We start from the raw sequence: 22,656 nt of genomic DNA on the forward strand, positions 1-22,656 counted from the left end.
GAGGGCGAGGGGAGCGTGGTGCACTTACTTCCGCTGTCCCCTAGTCAGCGGGGGCTCTGGTACGCGCAAGCTCTTCATCCCGATGTGCCCTTCACGATTGCCCAGTACGTAGAACTTCGGGGCGAGCTCGATCACGACCTCGTTCGTCAGGCATGTGTGCAGGGTGCGCGCGACGTGGAGTCGGGTTTCCTGTTCCTCGTCGAGAAGGAAGGGCTTCCAGAGCAGGTTGTCGATGTCGAGTTCGACGACGACGTCCCGTACGTGGATTTCCGCTCGTGCGAGGATCCGGAAGCTGCGGCCCACCGGTGGATGAGTGAGCGATTCTCGCGGCCCATCGATCCGCTGCGCGACCGATTGATCGCGACGGCGTTGCTCCATATCGGCGACGGTCGTTATTTCCTGGCCAGCTACGTCCACCACATCGCCCTGGACGGGCACGGCGCGATGATCATGCTCAACCGCTCCGCCGAGCTGTATTCGGCGTGGATTGCGGGGGAGGAGACACCGCCCGTCACGTCGATGCCCGTCGAGAAGATCGTCGAGTTCGAGGCTGCATACACGGGGTCGAAACGTCGGACCGCCGATCGCGCCCATTGGCTCGAGCGGCTCTCCGGCCTGCCCGAGCCGATTTCGCTCGTCGAGGGCGTCGCTCCGCCGAAGGCGCCGGCGCGCCATGCCGGGGCCGAGCTGCTGTCCGAGGTCGCCGACGCCGTGACGGCTCTGGCCCACGATGCGAACTCGACCGACGTCCCCATCGTCGTCGCCGCCTTCGCCGCATTTCTGTCGCGCGCGTGCGGCACCGACGATGTGGTGCTCACGCTCCCGGTCTCGGCGCGCACCACCGCGCCGCTGCGTCGCTCCGCCGGGGCCATCTCCAACGTCGTTCCGCTGCGGGTGCGCGTCGATCAGGCGGCGCCGGCCACCGATCTGATCCGCGATGTGCAGGTCGAGCTCACCGGCGCCCTGCGCCACCAGCGCTACCGCTACGAAGACATGCTGGCCGATCTGCGCGAGATGGGTCGCGAGCACAGCGAGACGCGCAACGCTTTCGGTCCCGTCGTCAACCTGATGATGTTCCACCCGCAGATCGCGTTCGGCGATGTCATCGGTGATTACCACGTGCAGTCCACCGGACCGGTCGACGACCTGTCGGTCAACGTCTACCCGGGCGTCGCCGGCCGCACGATGCGCGTCGATTTCGAGGCCAACCCCACTCTCTACAGCGGCGAACACCTCTCGTCGCTGCACAGCCGTTTCCTCGGATTCCTGAAGCAGTTCGTGCAGAACGCGGGCGTCGCGGTGGGCGATCTCGCCCTCGCCGGCCCGGCCGAACTCGACGGCCTGGCGCCCGCCCGTGGCCGTACCGCGCCCGAGCCGGAACTGCTGCCCGACGTCCTCACCCGCCATGCCGCGAGCGACGCCGTCGCCGTCGTGGACGGGAACGAGAGCATCACCTACCGCGAACTCGACGCTCGCTCCGACACGCTCGCTCATGCGCTGGTCGCGGCGGGTGCCGCCCCCGAAGAACGCGTCGCCGTGCTGCTGCCGCGCTCGATCGACTCGGTGGTCGCACTGTGGGCCGTGGCCAAGACCGGCGCCGCCTACACCCCGCTCGACCCCGAACTTCCCGCCCGCCGCCTCGATCAGGTGCTGCGCGACGTGCGGATCGTCATCGCCCACGACCGCCCGCCGCTGCCCGAGCACGTCACCCGCATCGCGCCGCCCGCCGACGTATCCGGCGAGACCTTCACGGCCGAGCATCGCCTGCTTCCGCTGCACATCGACAATGCGGCGTGGATCATCCACACCTCCGGCTCCACCGGCACCCCGAAGGCCGTCGCGGTGGGTCATCGCGGTGTGTCGGCACTCGTGTCGACGCTGCGCGATCGCTACCGCGCCGACGAGGCGTCGCGCGTGCTGCACCTCGCCGCACCGTCCTTCGACGCGTCGCTGCAGGAACTGCTCCTCGCCTTCGATGCCGGCGCCACCGTGGTGATCTGCCCGCGCGACGCCGTCGGCGGACCGGCTCTTGCCACTCTGCTGCGCAGCGAAGCCGTCACCCACGCGATCACCGCACCGGCGATCCTCGCCGTCACCCCCGACGACGGCCTGCCCGACCTGCAGGTTCTCGACGCCGGGGGCGAAGCGCTGCCGCAGGCCGTGGCCGACCGCTGGTCCACCGGCCGCACCATGCTCAACGCCTACGGGCCCACCGAGACCACGATCCTCGCGACCCTCAGCGACCCCCTGCGGCCCGGCGCGGGCGTGCCCATCGGCCGGCCGATCGACGGCACCACCGCCGTGGTCCTCGACGCCCGCCTGCATCCCGTGCCCGCCGGCGTGATCGGCGAACTGTATCTCGGGGGGCCGGGCGTGGCGCGCGGCTACCTCGGCGCACCGGCCCTCACCGCCGAACGCTTCGTCGCCTCGCCGTTCGGCGGGCGCATGTACCGCACCGGCGACCGCGTCCGCTGGACCACCGACGGGCAGCTCGAATTCCTGGGCCGTGCCGACCAGCAGGTGAAGATCCGGGGCTACCGCATCGAACTCGGTGAGATCGAATCCGCGCTCGTCACCGTCGACGAGGTGCAGACCGCGACCGTCACCGTCCACGGCGACCACATCGCGGCCTACGTCGTGGGCGACGTCGACCCCGCCGATCTCACCGTCCGCCTCGCCGACGAACTGCCTACCTATCTGCGGCCGTCGTCGATCACCGTGATCGACGCGCTGCCGCTCACGCCGGGCGGCAAGGTCGACCGGCGCGCGCTGCCCGCACCCGAACGTGCCGTGGCCGCCGGGTCGCGGCCACCCAGCGGCCCGGCCGAGAAGATCGTCGCCGAGCTGTTCGCCGAGCTCACCGGCGTCGACGATATCGGGGCCGACGACGACTTCTTCGCGCTCGGCGGTCATTCGCTCGGCGCCGCCCAGCTCGCCGCACGTCTCGGTGCCGCACTGGGCCGCGACGTGCAGTTGCGCGACGTGTTCGCCCATCCCACCGTTGCTCGTCTGGCAGCAGCCGCGGCGAAGCGACCCGAATCGGAATCGCGACCCGTCGCCACTCCCGATGCCGGGCCGTCGCCGCTGGCCCCAGCGCAGCGCCGACTGTTCCTGCTCGCCCGGGCGCACGGCGACCCGGCTGCCTACCACCTGCCGTTCGCACTGCACCTCGACGGTGCCCTCGACCTGCCGGCGCTGCAGTCCGCGGTGGTGGACGTCCTCGACCGGCACGAAACCCTCCGCACGCTGTTCCGCCTCGACGTCGACGGCCCGGTACAGGACGTGCTGCCGCTCGATCGTGCCGTCGCCGGACTCGCCCTCGAACCCGAAGCCGCCGAGGGCGACGTCGAAGCGCTCATCACCGAGTGGGCGGCCGAACCGTTCGATCTCACCGCGCAGATCCCGTTCCGCATCCGCCTGCTGCGACTCGCCGACGACAAGCACGTGCTCGCCGTCGTCGCCCACCACATCGCGCTCGACGGTGCGTCGTTCGTGCCGCTCACCGCCGACGTCGCCACCGCATATCTCGCCCGCACGGCGGGGGAGGCGCCCGCGTGGACGCCGCTGCCGCTGCACTACCGGCACTACGCGCGGTGGCATCTCGATCGCCTCGGCGATCCGGCGGCATCCGACACCCGTGCCGGTCGCGAGATCGACTACTGGACACGCACACTCGACGGGCTCGCCGACGCGGCGCCGCTGCCCACCGACCGTCCCCGCAACGGCGGCTTCGGTCCCGCTGGGGCCGTGGACTTCACGGTGCCGGCCGAGCAGGTCGCGGCACTGCGGGCCGTCGCCGCCGCGCACGACGCCACCACCTTCATGGCCGTGCACGCCGCCGTCGCCGTGTGGCTCGCCGCCTGGACCTCCGGGCACGACATCGCCATCGGCACCGGAACGGCAGGTCGCGACCACCCCGACCTCGACGCGCTCGTCGGCATGTTCGTCGGCACCGTCACCCTGCGGACGAATGTCGACCCGGCCGAGCCGTTCACCTCGCTGCTCACGCAGGCCCGCGACACCGACCTCGACGCCTTCGCGCACGCCACCGTGCCGTTCGACTACGTCGTCGATGCCCTGGGCTTCTCGCCCTTCCACGTGATGCTCGCCTACGACAACGTGGACGTGCCCGACCTCGAACTTCCCGGGCTCACCGTGCGGCCGCAGGAGATCGCCTCGGCGCAGGCACGATTCGACGTCGAGATCTCGCTGCGCGAACTGCGCGACGGATCGCTCACCGGCCGCCTCGTCTACGACACGAAGCTGTTCGACGACGACACCATCGCCCGCTGGGTGACCCGCCTCAGTGGCGTGCTCGAGCAGGTCGCGCAGCATCCGTCGCTGCCCGTGGGCGACCTCGACCTCGGCGCCCCGGCTGTCGAGGTTGCCGAACCCGGCCCGGAAGCGACCTTCGCCGAGATCATCGACCGGTCCCCGGCCTGCGTGACCGAACCCGGGGGGCAGGCCGTCGAGATCCGCACGGCGGCATGCCCGCTCGCGTGGACGCTCGTCGAGCGGGGTATCGGGACGGAAGATCGTGTGGCCGTCGTGCTCGCGCGGTCGACGCGCTCGGTGCTCGCCGCCGCGGCCGTCGCGCTGAGCGGCGCGGCCTTCGTGCCCGTCGATCCCGGCCAGCCCGCCGCGCGGATCGCCCAGTTGCTCAGCGCATCCGGCGCGCGGTACGCGATCGTCGACGGCGAGGTCGCGTTGCCCGACGGGGTCGAGCCGATCACCTTCACCGCCGAGGGCGACACCCGCCCGATCACCGATGCCGATCGGGTGCGACCGCTGCGCCTCGACAACACCGCCTACGTCGTCTACACCTCGGGATCCACCGGCCGGCCCAAGGGCGTGGTGGTCTCGCACCGCGGACTCGGCCCGCTCGCGCAATCGTTCATCGAGCGCTTCGACCTGCCTGCTGCCTCCGGCACCGTCACCGACGCGCGGGTGCTGCACTTCGCGACCCCCGCCTTCGACGGCGCAGTGCTCGAATACGTCCTGGCGCTCACCGCCGGCGGCACGCTGGTGGTGGCGCCCGCCGACCTGTTCGGTGGCGACGAACTGGTGGAACTGCTTCGCGCCGAAGGCATCACCCACTGGTTCTCGACGCCCTCGGTGCCCACCCAGCTCGACCCCGCCGCACTCGACGCTCTCCGCACGATCGCGATCGGTGGCGAGGCGTGGCCGGTCGAGACCGCCGAACGCTGGGCACCCGGCCGCACCCTGCTCAACGTCTACGGACCCACCGAGACGACGGTGCTCGCCACCTCGAGCGAACCCTTCGCACCGGGCGACCGGCTCACCATCGGTACCGGCCTCGTCGGCGTCACCGCGGTGGTGCTCGGCGAACGCCTGCGGCCCGTGCCCGAAGGGGTGACGGGCGAGCTGTATCTCGGGGGACAGGGTGTAGCCCGTGGGTATCTCGACGCACCGGCACTCACCGCCGACCGGTTCGTCGCGAACCCGTTCGGCGCCGGGCGCCTCTACCGCACAGGCGATCTCGTCCGCTGGACGGGACACGACGACGACCGCGCCCTCGAATTCGTCGGCCGCAGCGACCACCAGGTCAAGATCCGCGGTTTCCGCATCGAACTCGGCGAGATCGACGCGACCCTGCAGAACCACCCGGGCATCGGCACCGCCGTGACCGTGGTGCGCGGCGACACCCTCGCCACCTACGTGCACAGCCGCAACGGCCGCCTCGACCCGCACGAGATCCGCGAGTGGGCCGCCGAGCGGCTGCCCCGGCACATGGTGCCCGCGACCGTCACCGTGCTCGACGCGCTGCCGCTCACCAGCACCGGCAAGATCGACCGCGCGGCCCTGCCCGAGCCGGTGCTCGCCGCGACCCGCACCGACGGGTATCGCAGCGCCACCGAAGAACTCGTCGCCGGTGTCGTCGCCGACCTGCTCGATCTGCCGAACGTCGCCGGATCCGACGACTTCTTCGCTGTCGGCGGCAACTCGCTGCTCGCGACCCAGCTCGCGGCGCGTCTGCGTGGCGTCGCCGGTCGCCGGGTGGGTGTGCGCGACATCTTCGAGCACCCCACCGTCACCGAACTCGCGAACCTGCTCGCCGAGGAACCTGCGGGCGAGCACCTGCCGCTCGTGCACGTCGACGACGACAGCGACGCACCGCTCGCCCCCGCGCAGCAGCGCATGTGGCTGCTCAACCGGTTCGACGTGGCCGACCGCGCCGACGGCGGCGATCACATCGCCTTCGCGCTCGACCTCGACGCCGACACCGATCTCGACGCGGTGCGCGCGGCCGCCGCCACGGTGGTCGCACGCCACGACTCGCTGCGCACGGTCTTCCCCGACAGCCCGTCCGGCCCGCGCCGGCACGTGCTGCCGACGGTGACACTCGACCTCGAGCCCGTCGACCCCGGCACCGCCCTCGATGCGGAACTGGCCGAATTCGCCCGTGTGCTTTTCGATCTCACCGTCGACGCGCCGATCCGCACCCGCCTGTACCGGACGGACTCCGGTTACGTGCTCGCCGTGGTGATCGACCACATCGCCGCCGACGGCCTGTCGCTGCTGCCGCTCGGACGCGACGCCGTCACCGCCTATCGCGCCCACCGCGACGGGGAATCGCCGGACCTGCCGGCTCCGGCGGTCACCTACCGCGACTACGCGCGCTGGCACCGGGCCGTGCTCGGCGACGAGAACGACCCCGACAGTCTCGCGGCCCGGCAGCTCGCCTTCTGGAAACAGACCCTCGACGACGCGCCGCCGCTGCTCGCGCTGCCCACCGACCGTCCCCGCACCGCGGCGTCGACGGGCACCGCGGGTCGCGCGAGCTTCACGATCCCCGCCGAACTGCACGCCGCGATCGACAAGCTCGCCCGCGCCCACGACGTCACACCGTTCATGGTGCTGCACGCCGCGCTCGCGACGCTGCTCTCGGCGCTCGCCGCCACCGACGACGTCACCGTCGGCACCCCGGTCTCCGGACGCAGCGACGCCGCGGTCGACGACGTGGTGGGCATGTTCGTCGGCACCGTGCCGCTGCGGCTGCGGGTGCATCCGCGCCGCACCTTCGCCGACCTGCTCGCCGATACCCGCCGCGCCGACCTCGACGCCTTCGCCCACGCCGACGTGCCGTTCGACCGCATCGTCGACGCGGTGGGCGCCGGCACCGACGCCCACCACCCGTTGTTCCAGGTCATCCTGGCGTACGAGTCGTTCTCACTCGACGAGTTCACGCTGCCCGGCAGTTCCACGACGATCCGCGAGATCCCGGTGGGCACCGCCCGCGTCGACCTGGAGATGACCGTCCGGGAACGTCGTTCGGAGACCGGTGTACCGGCCGGCTTGGACACGATCCTGACGTACTCGGACGAACTTTTGGATTCGCACACGATTGTGCAGTGGCAGTCGTGGTTTGTGCGTATCCTCGACTCTGTTACCGCCGATCCGGCAGTGCCGGTCGGCGGTATCGAGTTGTGCGGCGCCGACTTCACCCCCGTCGGCGCCGCACAGCAACTTCCGGCCGAGTCGCTGCCCGAGCTGGTCGCGCAACGCGTGGCCGACGATCCCGAGGCCGTCGCCGTGGTGGGGGACGGGTACTCCCTCAGCTACGGCGCCCTGTGGTCGCGCTCGGGCGCGCTCGCCACACTCCTTCGTGAACACGGCGTCACCGCCGAGGACGTCGTCGCGGTCGCACTGCCGCGGACCCCCGAACTGGTCGTCGCGATCCTCGCCGTCTCCCGCGTCGGCGGCATCTACCTGCCCGTCGACGTCACGCATCCCGCCACGCGCCTGCAGGCCCTGCTCGACGACGCGCAACCCACCCTGGTGGTCACCGACAGCGACCTCACCGACATCCGTTTTCCCGCAGTGCGACTCGACGATCCGCAGGTGGCCGCCCGCCTCGACGACGGTGCCCTCTTCGATTTCCCGCTCGTCGCGGATCTCGGCGCCTACATCGTCTACACCTCAGGATCCACCGGCACCCCCAAGGGCGTGCAGGTGACGCACCGCAACGTGCTGTCGCTGCTCGCCGCGACCGTCGGCGAATTCGGGTTGCGCGCCGACGACGTGTGGACGCTGTTCCATTCGCCGGCCTTCGATTTCTCCGTGTGGGAGATGTGGGCGCCGCTGGGCACCGGTGCCCGCGTCGTCGTGGTCGACCACCTCACGGTGCGCGACCCGGCCGCCTTCGTCGACGTGCTCACCCGCCACCGCGTGACGGTGCTCAACCAGACCCCCACGGCGTTCTACCAGCTCGCCGCCACCGACCACGCGCCGCTCGACGACCTGCGGTTGCTGATCTTCGGCGGCGAAGCCCTCGACCCCGCGCGCGTACGCCCGTGGGTCGAGCGCCACCCGCACGTGCGGGCGGTCAACATGTTCGGCATCACCGAGACCACTGTGCACGTCACCTTCGGCGATGCCACCGCGACCGGCATCGGCGCGCCGCTGCCCGGTCTCGCCGTGGACGTGCTCGACTCGTCGCTGCGACCCGCACTTCCCGGCGCGATCGGCGAATTGTACGTGCGCGGAGACCAACTCGCGTGCGGCTACCGCGCACACCCCGGCCGGACCGCGACGCGGTTCGTCGCCGCCCCGGGTGGCGCCCGCCGCTACCGCACCGGCGACCTCGGACGCCGCGACAGCAGCGGTGCCCTGCACTATCTCGGGCGCGCCGACCAGCAGATCGAACTGCGTGGCTACCGCATCGAACCCGGCGAGATCGAAGCCGCCCTGCTGCGCAGCGAGGGTGTGCGCCAGGCGGTGGTGCTGCTGCGCGACGACCGGCTCGTCGCCTATCTCGTCGGCGGCGACGCTCCCGCCGTCCTGCGCGACCTGCGCCGCAGCCTGCCCGACTATCTCGTGCCGTCGGCCGCCGTGGTCCTCGACGCGCTGCCGCTCACCGCGAACGGCAAACTCGACCGCGCCGCGCTGCCCACCCCCGACATCACCGCCGGTGGGGGAGCGGCACCGCACGGGCCGGTCGAGGAGCTGGTCGCGGACCTGTGCGCCGAACTGCTCGGCATCGCCCCCGGCACCCTCGGCGCCGACGACGACTTCTTCCACCTCGGTGGCAACTCGCTGCTCGCCACGCGTCTCGCGGGCCGCCTGTCGGATGTGCTGGACACCGATGTCACCGTGAGAGACATCTTCGAGAACCGGACCATTGCGGCCTTGACCTCATATATAACCACTGGACGCGATACGCCCACTCGCCGTGTGCCTCTCGTCGCCGACCCGGACGCCCCGGCTCCGCTGTCGGCGGCGCAGCAACGCCTGTGGTTCATCAACCGCCTCGACCCGCAATCCCCGAGCTACAACCTGCCGTTCGCGGTGCGGCTCGAAGGGAACCTCGACATCGGTGCTCTCACCGCCGCCGTGGGCGACGTGCTCGAACGGCACCGCACGCTGCGCACCGTCTACCCCGCCGCCGACGAGTACACCGTGCTGCCCGCGGCACGCCCCGATCTCGAGCCGGTGGCCGTGCCCGAAGACGCCCTCGACGAGTTCGTCCGCGAATACGCCACCACCGGTTTCGATCTCACCGTCGAACCCCCGGCCCGCCTGCGGCTGTACCGGACGGCACCCGACCGGCACGTGCTGCTCGTCGTCCTGCACCACATCGCGGCCGACGGCTGGTCGCTCACACCGCTGCTGCGCGACATCGCCGTCGCCTACGAAGCCCGCCTCACCGGCGCGGCCCCCGAGCTGCCGGTGCTACCCGTGCAGTACACCGACTACGCGCGCCGGCAGCGCAGCATCGCCGACGAACAGATCCCGTACTGGCTGGACGAACTCGCCGGCCTGCCCGACGAGGTGACCCTGCCCGGCGACCGGCCGCGACCCGCACAACCCACCGGACACGGTGCCGCCCACACCGTCTCGCTCGACGCCGATCTCGTCCGCGGTCTGCACGCACTGGCCCGTGAGGGTCGCGCGACGGTGTTCATGGTGCTGCACGCCGCACTCGCGGCGCTGCTCGCGCGGCACGGTGCCGGTCGCGACATCCCCATCGGCACCGCCGTCTCCGGTCGCGGCGACCCGCAGCTCGACGACGTCGTCGGTATGTTTGCCGGCACCCTCGTGCTGCGCACCGACGTCGATCCCGGCGTCACCTTCGCCGACCTGCTCGCGCAGGTGCACCGCCGCGACCTCGCGGCCTACACGAACCCCGACGCGCCGTTCGAGACGCTCGTCGAGAAGCTGCAGCCCGCCCGCAGCGAAGCGCGGCACCCGCTGTTCCAGGTGGCGCTGTCGCAGGCGCGGCCCGTCGCCTCGACCTTCGCGCTGCCCGGCCTGACCGTCACGGCCGAGCCGGTCGACACCGAACACGTCAACGTCGACGTGCAGGTCACCGTCACCGAGCAGCAGAACGGTATCGACCTCGAATTCTTCTACAGCACAGACCTGTACGACGCCGACACCGTCGCCGCCTACGCCGATCGTCTGCGCGCGATCCTCAGCGCGGCCGTCGCGGATCCGGATGTGCGGGTCGGGGAGATCGACCTGCACGGCGACACTGCTCTGCCCGCCGTCGGTGCCACACCGGGTGCGCCGCGGTCGCTGCGGCAGTGGCTGGCGCAGGGTGCGGCCGCCGGTGGCGAGGAACTCGCGATCGTCGACGGCGACCGCGAACTGTCGTATCCCGAACTGCTTTACTACTCCGACGCTCTCGCTGCACGCCTGCAACTCTCCGGTGTGCGTCCGGGCGATCCGGTGGCGTGCGCCTACCCGCGCTCACTCGAATCGGTGCTCGCCGTGTGGGCCATCATCGGCGCCGGTGCCGCACCGATGCTCGTCGACCCCACCGCCCCCACCGCGCGCCTGGCCGAGATGCTCGCCGATGTGCGCGTGGGGGTCGGTGAAGCACCGGCACTTCCGGCGAACGTGCGGTGGCTCGAGGTGACCTCCGACGACGAGCATCCGCTCGCCGACGTCGTCGACCCCGCACCCGACGCCCCCGCCTACTTCGTCTTCACCTCCGGCACCACCGGAAATCCCAAGGCCGTCACCGTCACCCAGCGCGCCGCGAGCGTGTTCGCCGAGGACATCGGCGAATACATCGCGGCCGTCCCGGGCGATCGCGTACTGCACGTCGCGGCACCGTCGTTCGACGCCGCGATGCTCGAGATGCTCACCGCCGGCATCGCCGGCGCGACGCTCGTGGTGGCCGACCCCGACAGCTACGGCGGCGCCGCCCTCGGTGATCTGCTCGACAGCGCCGCCATCACCCACGCGATGATGACGCCCTCCACCCTCGCCACCGTGCCGGTGTGCGACCTGCCCGCCCTGCGCACCCTCGTGCTCGGCGGCGACCGCCTGACCCGCGAGATCGTCGACCGCTGGGGCGGCGGGCGCACTCTGATCAACAGCTACGGCCCGGCCGAGGCCACGATGTTCGTCACCAACTCGCAGCCCCTGCGCCCCGGCGACGACATCGTCATCGGCACCCCCGTCCGCGGCGTCACCGTCGAGGTGCTCGACGAGCGGCTGCGTCCCGTGCCCGCCGGTGTGGTCGGCGAACTGTACGTCTCGGGACCGCGACTCGCGTCGGGTTACCGCGACGCCGCCGCGCGCACGGCAGCGCGGTTCGTCGCCGGACCCGACGGCCGCCGCTACCGCACCGGCGACCTCGTGCGCTGGACCCGCGCCGGTGCGCTCGAGTTCGTGGGCCGCAGCGACAACCAGATCAAGCTGCGCGGCGTGCGCATCGAAACCGGCGAGATCGACACCGCCCTCACCGCACTCGACGGCGTCGAACGGGCGGTGACCCGCGTGCGCGGAGGTCGCCTCGTCTCGTACGTCACCGGCGAGAACCTCGACGGCTCCGACCTGCAGGCGCAGCTGCGCAGCGTCCTGCCCGCACACCTCGTGCCCACCGCGATCGTGCCGCTCGCCGCGATCCCGCTCACCTCCCACGGCAAGGTCGACGCCGCCGCGCTGCCCGAACCCGTCGCCGGTGACGGCAGCGAACCGCGCACGGAGACCGAGGCACTCGTCGCCCGGATCATCGGCGACGTCCTCGGCGACGGTGCGACGGTGGGACGCACCGACGACTTCTTCGCCGTCGGCGGCAACTCGCTGCTCGCCACCGTCCTCGTCGGACGCCTGCGCGACGAGACCGGCACCGAGGTGCCGCTGCGCACCGTCTTCGCGAACCCCACCGTCGACGCACTCGCGGCCGCCCTCGACGCCGGTGGTTTCGACACCGGTGCCGGGCCCGTCGCGGTCTCGCCACGCCCGGCACGGATCCCACTCGGCCGCGCGCAGCGCCGCCTGTGGGGTCTGAGCTCCCTTGCCCCCGATGCATACCGGTTGCGCAGCGAGGTGAACCTGAGCGGACCGCTCGACCTCGGTGCCCTGCAGGCCGCGCTCGGCGACATCGCGCTGCGCCACGAGATCCTGCGCACCGACTACATCGTCGACGGCGACGGGGTGTACCAGCAGATCCACGAGGCGCCGCGCAGCGACCGGTGGCGCGTGCGACTCGAACGCACCGGCCCCGACCAGCACGTGCTGCACCTCGACGTCGACCATTCGATCGCCGACGGCACGTCGCTGCGACCGTTGCTGCGCGACCTCACCATCGCCTACCTCGCCCGCGTGAACGGCACGGCCCCGCAGTGGGAGCCGCTGCCGCTGCAGTACGCCGACTACGCCCTGTGGGAAGCCGAACGCGGCATCCCCGAACGCGACCTCGAGCACTGGCGCCGCGCCCTCGACGGACTGACCGTCACCGAACTGCCCGCCGACGCCCCCGGAACCGACACCGGGGCGCGCAGCGTCGACTTCACCGTGCCCGCCGAGGTGCGCGACGCGCTCGCCGAACTCGCCCGAGCGCACGGCGCCACCGAGTTCATGGTGCTGCACGCCGCGCTGTCCGTGCTGCTCGCGCGACTCGGCGGCAGCGACGACATCGCCGTCGCCGCCGTGGTGGGCGGACGCCGCTGGGCGCAGCTCGAAGAGCTCGTCGGACCGTTCCTCGACACGCTCGTGCTGCGTGCCCGCGTGGCCCCCGACATGTCGTTCACCGGGTTGCTCGGCCAGGTCCGCGATTTCGACGTCGCCGCCTTCGACCACGTGACCGTGCCCTACGAGCAGCTGCTGTCGGAGCGGCAGAGCGGAGCACCGCAGGTCGCGCTGGCGTTGCAGGACTTCGGTACCGGCCCGATCACCCTCGGGGAGCTCACCGTCGAGGCCCGCGAAATCCTCGACGACACACCGAAGTTCGACCTGCAGTTCACCCTCGCCCCGCGCCCCGGCGGCTACACCGGCACGCTCGTGTTCGACGCCGCCCGCTTCACCGGCTGCACCGCCGAACTGCTCGCCACCCGATTCGTCGCGCTCCTCGAGGCCGTGGCCGGCGCACCCGGCAGCACCATCGGTGAAGTGGCGGTCGACATCCCGGCGCCCGCCCTCGACGGCGGCGAACCCGCCCCGGCACGCACGCTCGCCGAGATGCTGCGTGCCACCGCCGCCGCACATCCCGATCGCGAGGCCCTGCGCGGCGACGGCGAATCGCTCACCTACCGCGAACTCGACGAGCAGTCCGACACCCTCGCCGCCCAGTTGCGGGCCGAGGGCGCGCGGGACGGCCGGATCGTGCGCATCGACGCCCCGCGCAGCGTCGACTACATCCGCACCCTGTGGGCCATCACCAAGACCGGTGCGGCCTTCACGCATTCGCGGCAGGCGGGGGAGACGTGCCTGCCCGGCACCGCCTACGTCGTGTCCACCTCCGGCTCCACCGGCACCCCGAAGCGGGTCGCGGTGACGCACCGCGGACTCGCCCCGCTCGCCGCCGAAGCGGCCGAGCGCTACCGGGTGGAGCCCGGCGACCGCGTGCTGCACGGCTATTCACCCGAGTTCGACGCGGCACTGCTCGAACTGCTGCTCGCCCACACCACCGGCGCGACCCTCGTCATCGCACCCCCGGACGTGTATGCGGGCCAGGACCTGCACCGCTACCTCGCCGAGCAGCGCATCACCCACTACCTGTCGACCCCCACCGTGCTCGGCACCCTCGACCCCGAGGGTCTGCCCGACCTGAAGGTCGTCGCCTCCGGAGGCGAATCGCTGTCGCCGTCGCTCGCGGCACGCTGGGCCGACGGCCGCGTGATGCTCGACGCGTACGGGCCGACCGAGGCCACGATCGTCGCGACCCTCGTCGACATCGAACCCGGCACCCGCCCGAGCATCGGTAAGCCCGTGCCCGGCACCGTCGCCCACGTGCTCGACGCGCGACTGCGTCCCGTCCCGGCCGGCGCCGTCGGCGAGCTGTACCTCGCCGGTGACGGCCTCGCCGCCGGTTACCTCGACGACCCGGCCCGCACCGCCGAACGCTTCGTCGCCGCCCCCGGCGGTGCACGCATGTACCGCACGGGCGACCGCGTCCACCGTCGCGTCGACGACACCCTCGGCTATCTCGGCCGCACCGACCGCCAGCTCAAGGTGCGCGGCGTGCGCATCGAACCCGGCGAACTCGAGGCGACGCTGCTCGCCCAGCCCGGCATCCGGCAGGCCGCGGTGGTCGCGGTGGCGGGCACGCTCGTCGCCTTTGCGGCCGGCCCGGACCTGTCGGCCGACGACATCACCGCGCGCGTCGCACTCGTCGTGCCGCCGCACCGCATGCCCACCCGCGTGCACGTGCTCGACCAGCTGCCCCTCACGCCCAACGGCAAACTCGACGTCGCTGCCCTCGAACTGCACGACGCCGCCGCACTCGACGACGATGCCGCCCTCGACCGGCCCCTCACCGACGCCGAGGACCTCGTGGTCACCGTCGCCGAGGACGTGCTCGGTGCCCGTCCGGCCGCGCACCGCGGGTTCTTCACCGCCGGCGGCGACTCGCTCTCGGCCGTCGTCTTCGCCGCGCGGCTGAGCGAGGCGTTCGGCACCGACGTGCCGGTGCGCGAGGTGCTGGCCGCCCCCACCCTCGCTGCGCTCGCCGCCCGCATCGAATCCGGCGACGACCACCGCATCGCGCTGCGCCGCTACGACGACGACACCCCGCCGCCCATCGCCCCCGCGCAGCGCCGCCTCGGCATCGTCGCGCGCGCCGAGACCGGCACCGCCGGCTATCTCGTGCCGGTCGTGCTGTCGCTGACCGGCGACCTCGACGTCGACGCCCTCACCGCCGCGGTGAGCGACGTCGTCGACCGGCACCGCGTGCTGCGCACCGCCTTCATCGGCGACGTGCAGGTGCCCGTCGACCCGCCGGTGCTCGAACACTCCGCGCCGGACGATGTCGCCGCGGCCGTGACCGCCACGATCACGACCCCCTTCGACATCACCGCGCAGGCGCCGCTGCGGATCCGGTTGTTCGACGCCGAACCCGGCCGACGGGTGCTCGCCGCCGCCGTGCACCACATCGCGTTCGACGGCGCGTCCGTCGCACCGCTGCTCACCGATCTCGCCGTCGCCTACGCCGCGCGTCGCGGGGGAGCGGCACCGGTCTTCGAGCCGCTGCCCGTCACCTACGGCGACTACGCCCGCTGGCAGCACGAACTGCTCGGCGACGCCACCGATCCGAGCTCGCTCGCGGCCCGCCAACTCGGCTACTGGACAACCACACTCGCCGGCCTGCCCGACAGCCCGCTGCCACTGCCCGCCGACCGGCCGCGCCCCGCGCAGCCGAGCCACCGTGGCGCGCAGATCGTCTCGACCCTCGACGCCGAGACCCATCGTCGCCTGCGGGAGGTGGCGCGCAGCCACGACGTGACGGTGTTCATGCTCGTCCACGCCGTCTTCGCCGCGATGCTCGCGCGTCGCAGCGGACGTACCGACATCGCCGTCGGCACAGCGATCGCGGGTCGCACGGATGCGCGCCTCGACCGGCTCGTCGGCATGTTCGTCGGCACCGTGGTGCTGCGCACCGCCGTCGACCCGTCCCGGCCGTTCACCGAACTGCTGCGCGAGGTGCGGGCCACCGATCTCGGGGCACTCGCGCACGCCGACGTGCCGTTCGACGAGGTCGTCGCCCGGCTCGCGCCGCGCCGCGATCCGTCGTACAGCCCGCTCTTCCAGGTGCTGCTCACGCACCGCGTCGAGGTCGGGGAGACGCTGCCGCAGTTGCCGGACGTGCAGGTCGCCGACACCGATGCCGGGGAACCGGCCGCGCAGTTCGATGTGGTCCTCGAACTCGTCGAACGCGAGGCCGGACTGGACCTGCGCTTCGTCTACGCGACGGATCTGTTCGACGCCACCACCGGCGACGCGATGCTCACCGACCTCGTCGCGATGCTCGCCGCCGCGCTCGCCGAACCCGAGCGTGCCGTCGGCGATCTCGCCGTGCCGGTGCCCGCGCCGCTGTCGGCGCCCGCCGTCGAGCCGCGCACCCTGCCCGAGATCCTCGCGACCAGCGTCGACCGGCATCGCGGACGCATCGCGGTGCGTTCCGGCACCGTCGCGTGGACCTACGGCGGACTCGACGCCCGCGCCGACGAGATCGCCTCCGTGCTCGCCTCGCACGGCGTGCGACGCGGAGACCTCGTGGCGATCGCGGTGCCGCGCAGCGAGTACTGGCCGCTCGCCGTCTGGGCGATCACGAAACTCGGTGCGGCCTGGGTGTCGGTCGACCTCACCCAGCCCCACGCGCGCAGCGCCGCGATCCTCGCCGGCTCCGGTGCCCGCATCGGCCTGACCGTCGGCGACCGCGAACTCGGCCACGTGACGTGGATCGACCTCACCGCCGACCGCAGCATCGACTTCGACGCCGTCGAACCACCGCGCCCCGCAGTGACATCCGGCGATCTCGCCTACACGATCTACACATCCGGCACCACGGGCACCCCCAAGGGCGTCGACGTCACCCATCGCGGACTCGCGGCGCTGCTCGACGTCCAGAGCACTCTGCTCGATCTCGGACCGGAATCGCGTGTACTGCAGGTCGCCTCGCACACCTTCGACGCCGCGATCTTCGAACTGCTCTCCGCCCACGCGCACGGCGGCGCCCTCGTCATCGCCCCCGATCACACCTTCGCCGGGGAACCCTTGCAGGAGTTGATCGTCGACGAGCGCGTCACACACCTCAACCTCACGCCCACCGTGCTCGGCACACTCGACCCCGAGGCGTTCGAGCCCACGACGATCGTCGCCGCAGGTGAATCGCTGCCCGGTGCGCTGGTGGGCCGCTGGTCGCGGCACCGGATCGTCAACGGTTACGGGCCCACCGAGTTCACCGTCGCCGTCTCGTATTCCGCTCCGCTGAGCGGCGACGAGAAGCCGGGCATCGGCACGCCCGTCGCCGGTGCCGGCGCCTACGTGCTCGACTCGCGCCTGCACCCCGTGCCGCGCGGCACCGTCGGCGAACTCTACGTGACCGGCGACAGCACCGCCCGCGGGTACCGCTACGAATCCGGTCTCACCGCAACGCGATTCGTCGCCGACCCGTTCGGCGGCGGCGGGTCGCGGCTGTACCGCACGGGCGACCTGGTTCGGATCCTGCCGAACGGGGTACTGGATCACGTGGCCCGCATCGACGATCAGGTGAAGATCCACGGGATCCGCATCGAACCCGCCGAGGTCGACGCCGCGCTGCTGACCCGCCCCGGCATCGCCGCGGCCGTCACCGTGCCGCATCCCGGACGGGCCGGAGACACCGTGCTCGTCTCCTACATTCAGCCCGAGACCGGCACCGCACCCGACCTCGCCGCACTGCGCCGCGCGCTCGTCGCCGAGCTGCCCCGGCACCTGCGGCCGGCGAGCATCACCGTCGTCGACGCGTTGCCGCTGTTGCCGTCCGGCAAGGTCGACCGTGCGTCGCTGCCCGAACCCGACGGCACGACCGACGAACCGCTCATGGCGCCGCAGGGACGCATCGCGCAGACCGTCGCCGCAGTGTTCGCCGCCCACCTCGACCTGCCCGTCGACGAGATCTCCGCCGACCGCGGATTCTTCGACCTCGGAGGCAGTTCCATCGGCGCCGTCGGTGTGGCCGGTGAGCTGCGCGACGCCCTCGGCACCGACGTCCCCGTCGAATGGCTGTTCACCAGTCCGGATCTCGCCGCTCTCGCCGACCGCATCGAACACGGCCGCAGTAATGACGACCGCGACCCGCTCGGCAGCATCGTCGAGATCGCCGGTCGCGGCGACGAACGGCCCCCGCTGTTCTGCGTGCACCCCATCAGCGGACTCGCCTGGATGTACGCAGCATTGGCGCCACATCTGGGCGGCCGCACCGTCTACGGTCTGCAGGCAACGGGCTTCGACGACATTCCGGACAGCATCGGCGAACTCGCCGCGCGGTATGTGGCCGAGATCCGTAAGGTGAGCGCCGATGGTCCCTACCACCTACTGGGCTGGTCGGTGGGCGGCACCATCGCACACGAGATGGCTGTGCAACTACGCGAGCGCGGTGAGCAGGTCGGTGCGGTAGTGCTGCTCGACACCCTCACACCCGAGACCTTGCCTGCCGAGCCCCACCCCGCGGCAGAGAACGTGCCCGACATCGCCGGGCTGCCCGAAGAACTCGTCGCCGAGGTCCGCCGCCGCACCGACGCCGCCGCGCAGGCCGTCGAAACCGCGGTGCACAGGCACACCCTCAGCGAATACGACGGCGACATCGACCTGGTGGTCGCCGCACCCGATCTCGACCGGCACCCAGATCTCGTTGCCACCTGGCAGCGATATGTGCGCGGTCTCGTCGTCGAACATCCGGTGCCGTTCACGCACTCGGAACTGGCCGATCCGGACGCGGTGCGTGCGATCGGCCCGGTGCTCGACAGCGTGCTCGAGCGCCACGACGACCCCCACACCGCGCCCACCGGGTGCGCACGCAGTGTTACCGCAACGAGGGAGACGCCCTGATGGAAGTACATGATTACCTGCGAATTCTGCAGGCGAGGTGGAAGATCGTCGCCGTCACGACGGTGGTGGCGGTTCTTGCCGCACTCGGCGCCTCCCTGCTGACCACGCCGCAATACGAAGCCAAGACACGGCTGTTCGTGTCGACCTCGTCGGGCGCGTCGGTGCAGGAGATCTACCAGGGCAACCTGTTCTCGCAGCAGCGCGTCACCTCCTACACCCAACTGCTCGAAGGCACCACCCTCGCGCAGCGCACCCTCGACACGCTCGGTCTGGGCGACCTGTCGGCCGTCGACCTCGCCGGCAAGGTCACCGCCTCGTCGACCCCCGACACGGTGCTCATCGACACCGCCGTCACCGACGAGTCGCCGGAGCGTGCCCGCGACCTCGCCAACGCACTGTCGGACGAATTCGTCGTCATGGCACGTGAACTGGAGACCCCCGAGGACGGCGGCCCGCCCACCGCCCGCGTGGTGGTCGAGCAGTACGCGGCCACTCCGTCGTCGCCGGTGACGCCGAAGACCACGCGGAACGTCGCTCTGGGCCTGGCCGTCGGTCTGCTGCTCGGTATCGCCCTCGCGGTGCTGCGCGACCGCCTCGACAACACCATCAAGGACCGCAGTGCCGTCGAGGAACTCGCCGGCACCGGTGTGGTGGGTGTGATCCCGCTCGACAAGGCCCGGCACGAGGACCCGGCGATCGTGTTCGCCGACGCCAACAGCGGCGACGCCGAGGCCTACCGCGAGATGCGGACCAACCTGCAGTTCCTCGAGGTAGACAACCCGCCGCGCGCGATCGTCATCACCAGCTCGCTGCCCGGTGAGGGCAAGACCACCACGGCCGTCAACACGGCTCTCGTGCTCGCCGAGGCCGGCCACTCCGTGGTTCTCGTCGAGGCCGACCTGCGCCGTCCGCGCGTGACGAAGTACCTCGGCACGCTCGGCGACGCCGGCCTGTCGACCGTGCTGGCGAACCAGGCCACCCTCGAGGACGTGCTCCAGCCGACCCGCTTCGACGGCATGTGGGTGCTCGCCGCCGGCGGACTGCCGCCCAACCCGTCCGAGCTTCTCGGGTCCGCGCACGCCCGCGAGGTCATCGAGGACCTGCGGTCGCGCTTCGACTACGTCATCATCGACGCGCCGCCGCTGCTGCCCGTCACCGACGCGGCGATCCTGACGAACATCGCCGACGGCGCGCTGCTCATCGCGCGCTACGGCAAGACCACCCGCGAGCAGTTCGCGCGGGCCGTCGGCAACCTGCGTGCGGTCAACGCCCCCGTGCTGGGCACGATCCTCGCGATGACCCCCACCAAGGGTCGCGGCACGGCCTACGAGTACCGGTACTACTACAGCTCCGACAAGGACGGCGCCGCTCCGGCCGCCCGGACGAGCACGCCGGCGGCGCAGCGCGTCGATCCGTCGGGGCAGACCGCACCGGCATCTCGGACGGCCCCGGCACCTCGGCCGGCCGAGCCGGCGCGAGAGGCACAGCCGGCACACTCGGCACAGCCGTCGCAGCCGACCCCGTCGGCGCCCGCCCAGGAAACGGCCCGGCCGCAGAACGGGCACCGTCACGTCGAGCCGCCGGCCACGCAGGCCTACCCGGCGCCGAGCAACGACGCCTACCACTACCGCGCCGCGGAGCAGTTCCCGCCCGCACCGCAGCCCGCCTCGGAGCGCTACGGCAGCGAGCCCTACCAGGCGCCGCAGGCGTACTCCTCCGCCGAGCCGCTGTCGCGACCCGTGGTGCACGCACCGCGGCGCCCGGTGAACGATTCAGGAACGGAGACCGGCGAGGAGAGGTAACAGCAGGTCGGCGATCTCGGATCCGACCGCGACGAACGTCTCCTCGTCGCGGCCGATCGGATCGACGATGTCCTCCGGCCCGGGCGCAGACATCTGCGCCCGGGCCGTCGCCAATTCTGCGACGGTCTGTGCTCCGGTGGCCTCGTACAGCCGGGCCGCCTCGCGCAGAGTGAACGTCGCGCGCATCCTGCGCGGCGCGAGCTGGATCACCTTGGCCCGGTGCCGCTCGCTCATCGTGATGATCATGTCGGAGTCCTCCGCGATCTGCGGTGTGATCCGACGCGCGGCGAAACCGTCCGGATCGCCTCCGAGCTGCTGCAACACGAGTGCTGCGGTGGGTTCCATGCCGTAGCCGACCATGGCCCGGGTGCCGGCGCTGTGCGCCGAGAGATCGTCGCGGCCGACCTCGGACGCGTACGCGGTGGTCAGCCTCTCTGCGGTCGGTGAGCGGCAGATGTTTCCGGTACACACATAGAGAATCCGCATCCGGCGATCCTATGGGAGAGGCCTTCGGGGTGCTCGGTCCCGGTGTGCGTCACCCGAACGGCCCTGGTGACTCGCCGGTAACGTTCTGTACCATCGTCGGTGATTTCGGGCGCCGGGGGAAGCTGACGCAGCTGGCGCAACCAACGTCGAAGGCGGCTGATGAGTTCTATTCTCGGTGTAACCGTGGGGGAGAGCGCCGTTCGGGTGGTGCGGCCGGTGGATCGAACGTCCCCGACCGCAGGATTCCAGTTCCAGGTGGTCGAGACGGGTAAGGACGATCCGGCGCGTCTGGCTGCGGGCACCCTCGGGGTGCTCTTCCAGACGGGTGTCGCGGGCGACCCGATCGAGCGTGTGGGGTTGGTCTACCGCGACCAGGCCCAGGCCGATCGGCTGCGCGCGGCGATGGCCGTCGAACACATCGACCGGTACCTGCTCGTCTCCGAACCCGAGGCCGCGGTCACCTATCTGCAGGCCACCGGAGAACTCGGGAGCAACACCGCAGTCTTCTACGACCTCGGCGACGCCGGACTCACCGTCACCGTCGTCGACCTCGTCTCCCGGGAAGTGCTCGCCGAACGCACCGACAGCATCGGCGGCCGGGTCTTCGACAACGTCATCCGCGACCACCAGCTCGACACCAACGGCGTGTGGCGACCCGACGACCCCGCCACCGACGACGAACTGTCGGCGCAGTGCCGCGAGGCCAAGGAGAAGCTCTCGCAGAGCGACACCGTGGCGGTGCCGGGCGCTGCCGGGGTCGTACTCATGTCGCGCGAAACGTTCGATCCGCTCATCGGTCAGTGCGTCGAGTCGTCGGCCCAGTTCGTGCACCAGGTGATCTCCCGTGCCGGTCGCAACCCGGAGGCAGTGGTCCTGATCGGCGGTGGTGCGCACATCCCGCTCGTACAGGAGGTGCTGCGCTCCTGGCTCGGCCTGCCCCTGGTGGTGCCGCACGAGCCCGAACTCGTCCTCGCCAAGGGCGGGGCCATGGCCGCCGCGCAACCGGCCACCTCGCAACCGGTGAGCACCCTCACGCGCATCGTGCCGGGCCGGCCCCCGTCGACGAGCGCCGACACCGAGCAGATCCCGGTCGTCGCCACCGCGGCCGCTGTGCCCACGGCTGCCGCCACCGGCGCGGAGTCCGCCGACGCGAAGAAGCCGTGGTGGTCGTCGCTGGCCGGTCGGGGTCCGTCGGTCAGCGGCAGGCAGATCTCCGGCGCCGGGATCGCGGGCACGGCCCTCGCGGTGGTCGCGGTCATCGGCGTGGCGCTGAGTACCGGATTCACCGGTGCCTCCGCCGACGAGACGAGCCCGACCCAGTCGTACGTCCCGCCCACCACCAGCGCGCCGCGTCCGAACCCGGCACCGGCTGTAGCTCCCACGGAGGTCACCACGACCACCTCGGCCACTCCGGAACCGGTCCCGACGACCTACACACCGCGCCCCGTCCCGCCGGCACCCGAGCCGGAACCCGCGCCGCCGCCGCCGACCATTCCGGGTCTCGGTGTGCCGTTGCCGCCGCTGCCGACGATCGAGCTGCCGCCGCTGCCGCAGATCCGCCTGCCCTGAGGTCGCCGAGTCCCCG

Annotated in this window: 4 protein-coding genes; 3 read left to right on the forward strand and 1 reads right to left on the reverse strand. The window is 71.7% G+C overall.

Features of this window, described 5'->3' with window-relative positions:
• The first annotated feature begins 84 nt into the window (after nucleotides 1-84).
• Nucleotides 85-18,783, forward strand: coding sequence for an amino acid adenylation domain-containing protein (locus PV766_RS05475; RefSeq protein WP_421096590.1), 18,699 nt, complete (start codon nucleotides 85-87; stop codon nucleotides 18,781-18,783).
• A complete protein-coding gene (locus tag PV766_RS05480; protein ID WP_129975855.1) occupies nucleotides 18,783-20,585 on the forward strand; it encodes a polysaccharide biosynthesis tyrosine autokinase in 1,803 nt (600 codons plus the stop codon). The genes PV766_RS05475 and PV766_RS05480 overlap by 1 nt, the downstream gene beginning before the upstream one ends.
• Here the strand turns inward: PV766_RS05480 and PV766_RS05485 are convergent.
• Nucleotides 20,556-21,071, reverse strand: a complete 516-nt coding sequence (locus tag PV766_RS05485; protein ID WP_421096591.1) for a protein tyrosine phosphatase — start codon at nucleotides 21,069-21,071, stop codon at nucleotides 20,556-20,558. The two genes, PV766_RS05480 and PV766_RS05485, sit on opposite strands and share 30 nt — an antisense overlap.
• A gap of 255 nt (nucleotides 21,072-21,326) precedes the next feature.
• On the opposite strand from PV766_RS05485, the gene PV766_RS05490 reads away from it, so the two are divergent.
• Nucleotides 21,327-22,640, forward strand: coding sequence for an Hsp70 family protein (locus tag PV766_RS05490; RefSeq protein WP_129976024.1), 1,314 nt, complete (start codon nucleotides 21,327-21,329; stop codon nucleotides 22,638-22,640).
• Nucleotides 22,641-22,656: the final 16 nt, after the last annotated feature.

Origin of the sequence: Rhodococcus sp. As11 (assembly GCF_048957735.1) — a bacterium.
Lineage (GTDB): Bacteria > Actinomycetota > Actinomycetes > Mycobacteriales > Mycobacteriaceae > Rhodococcus > Rhodococcus gordoniae.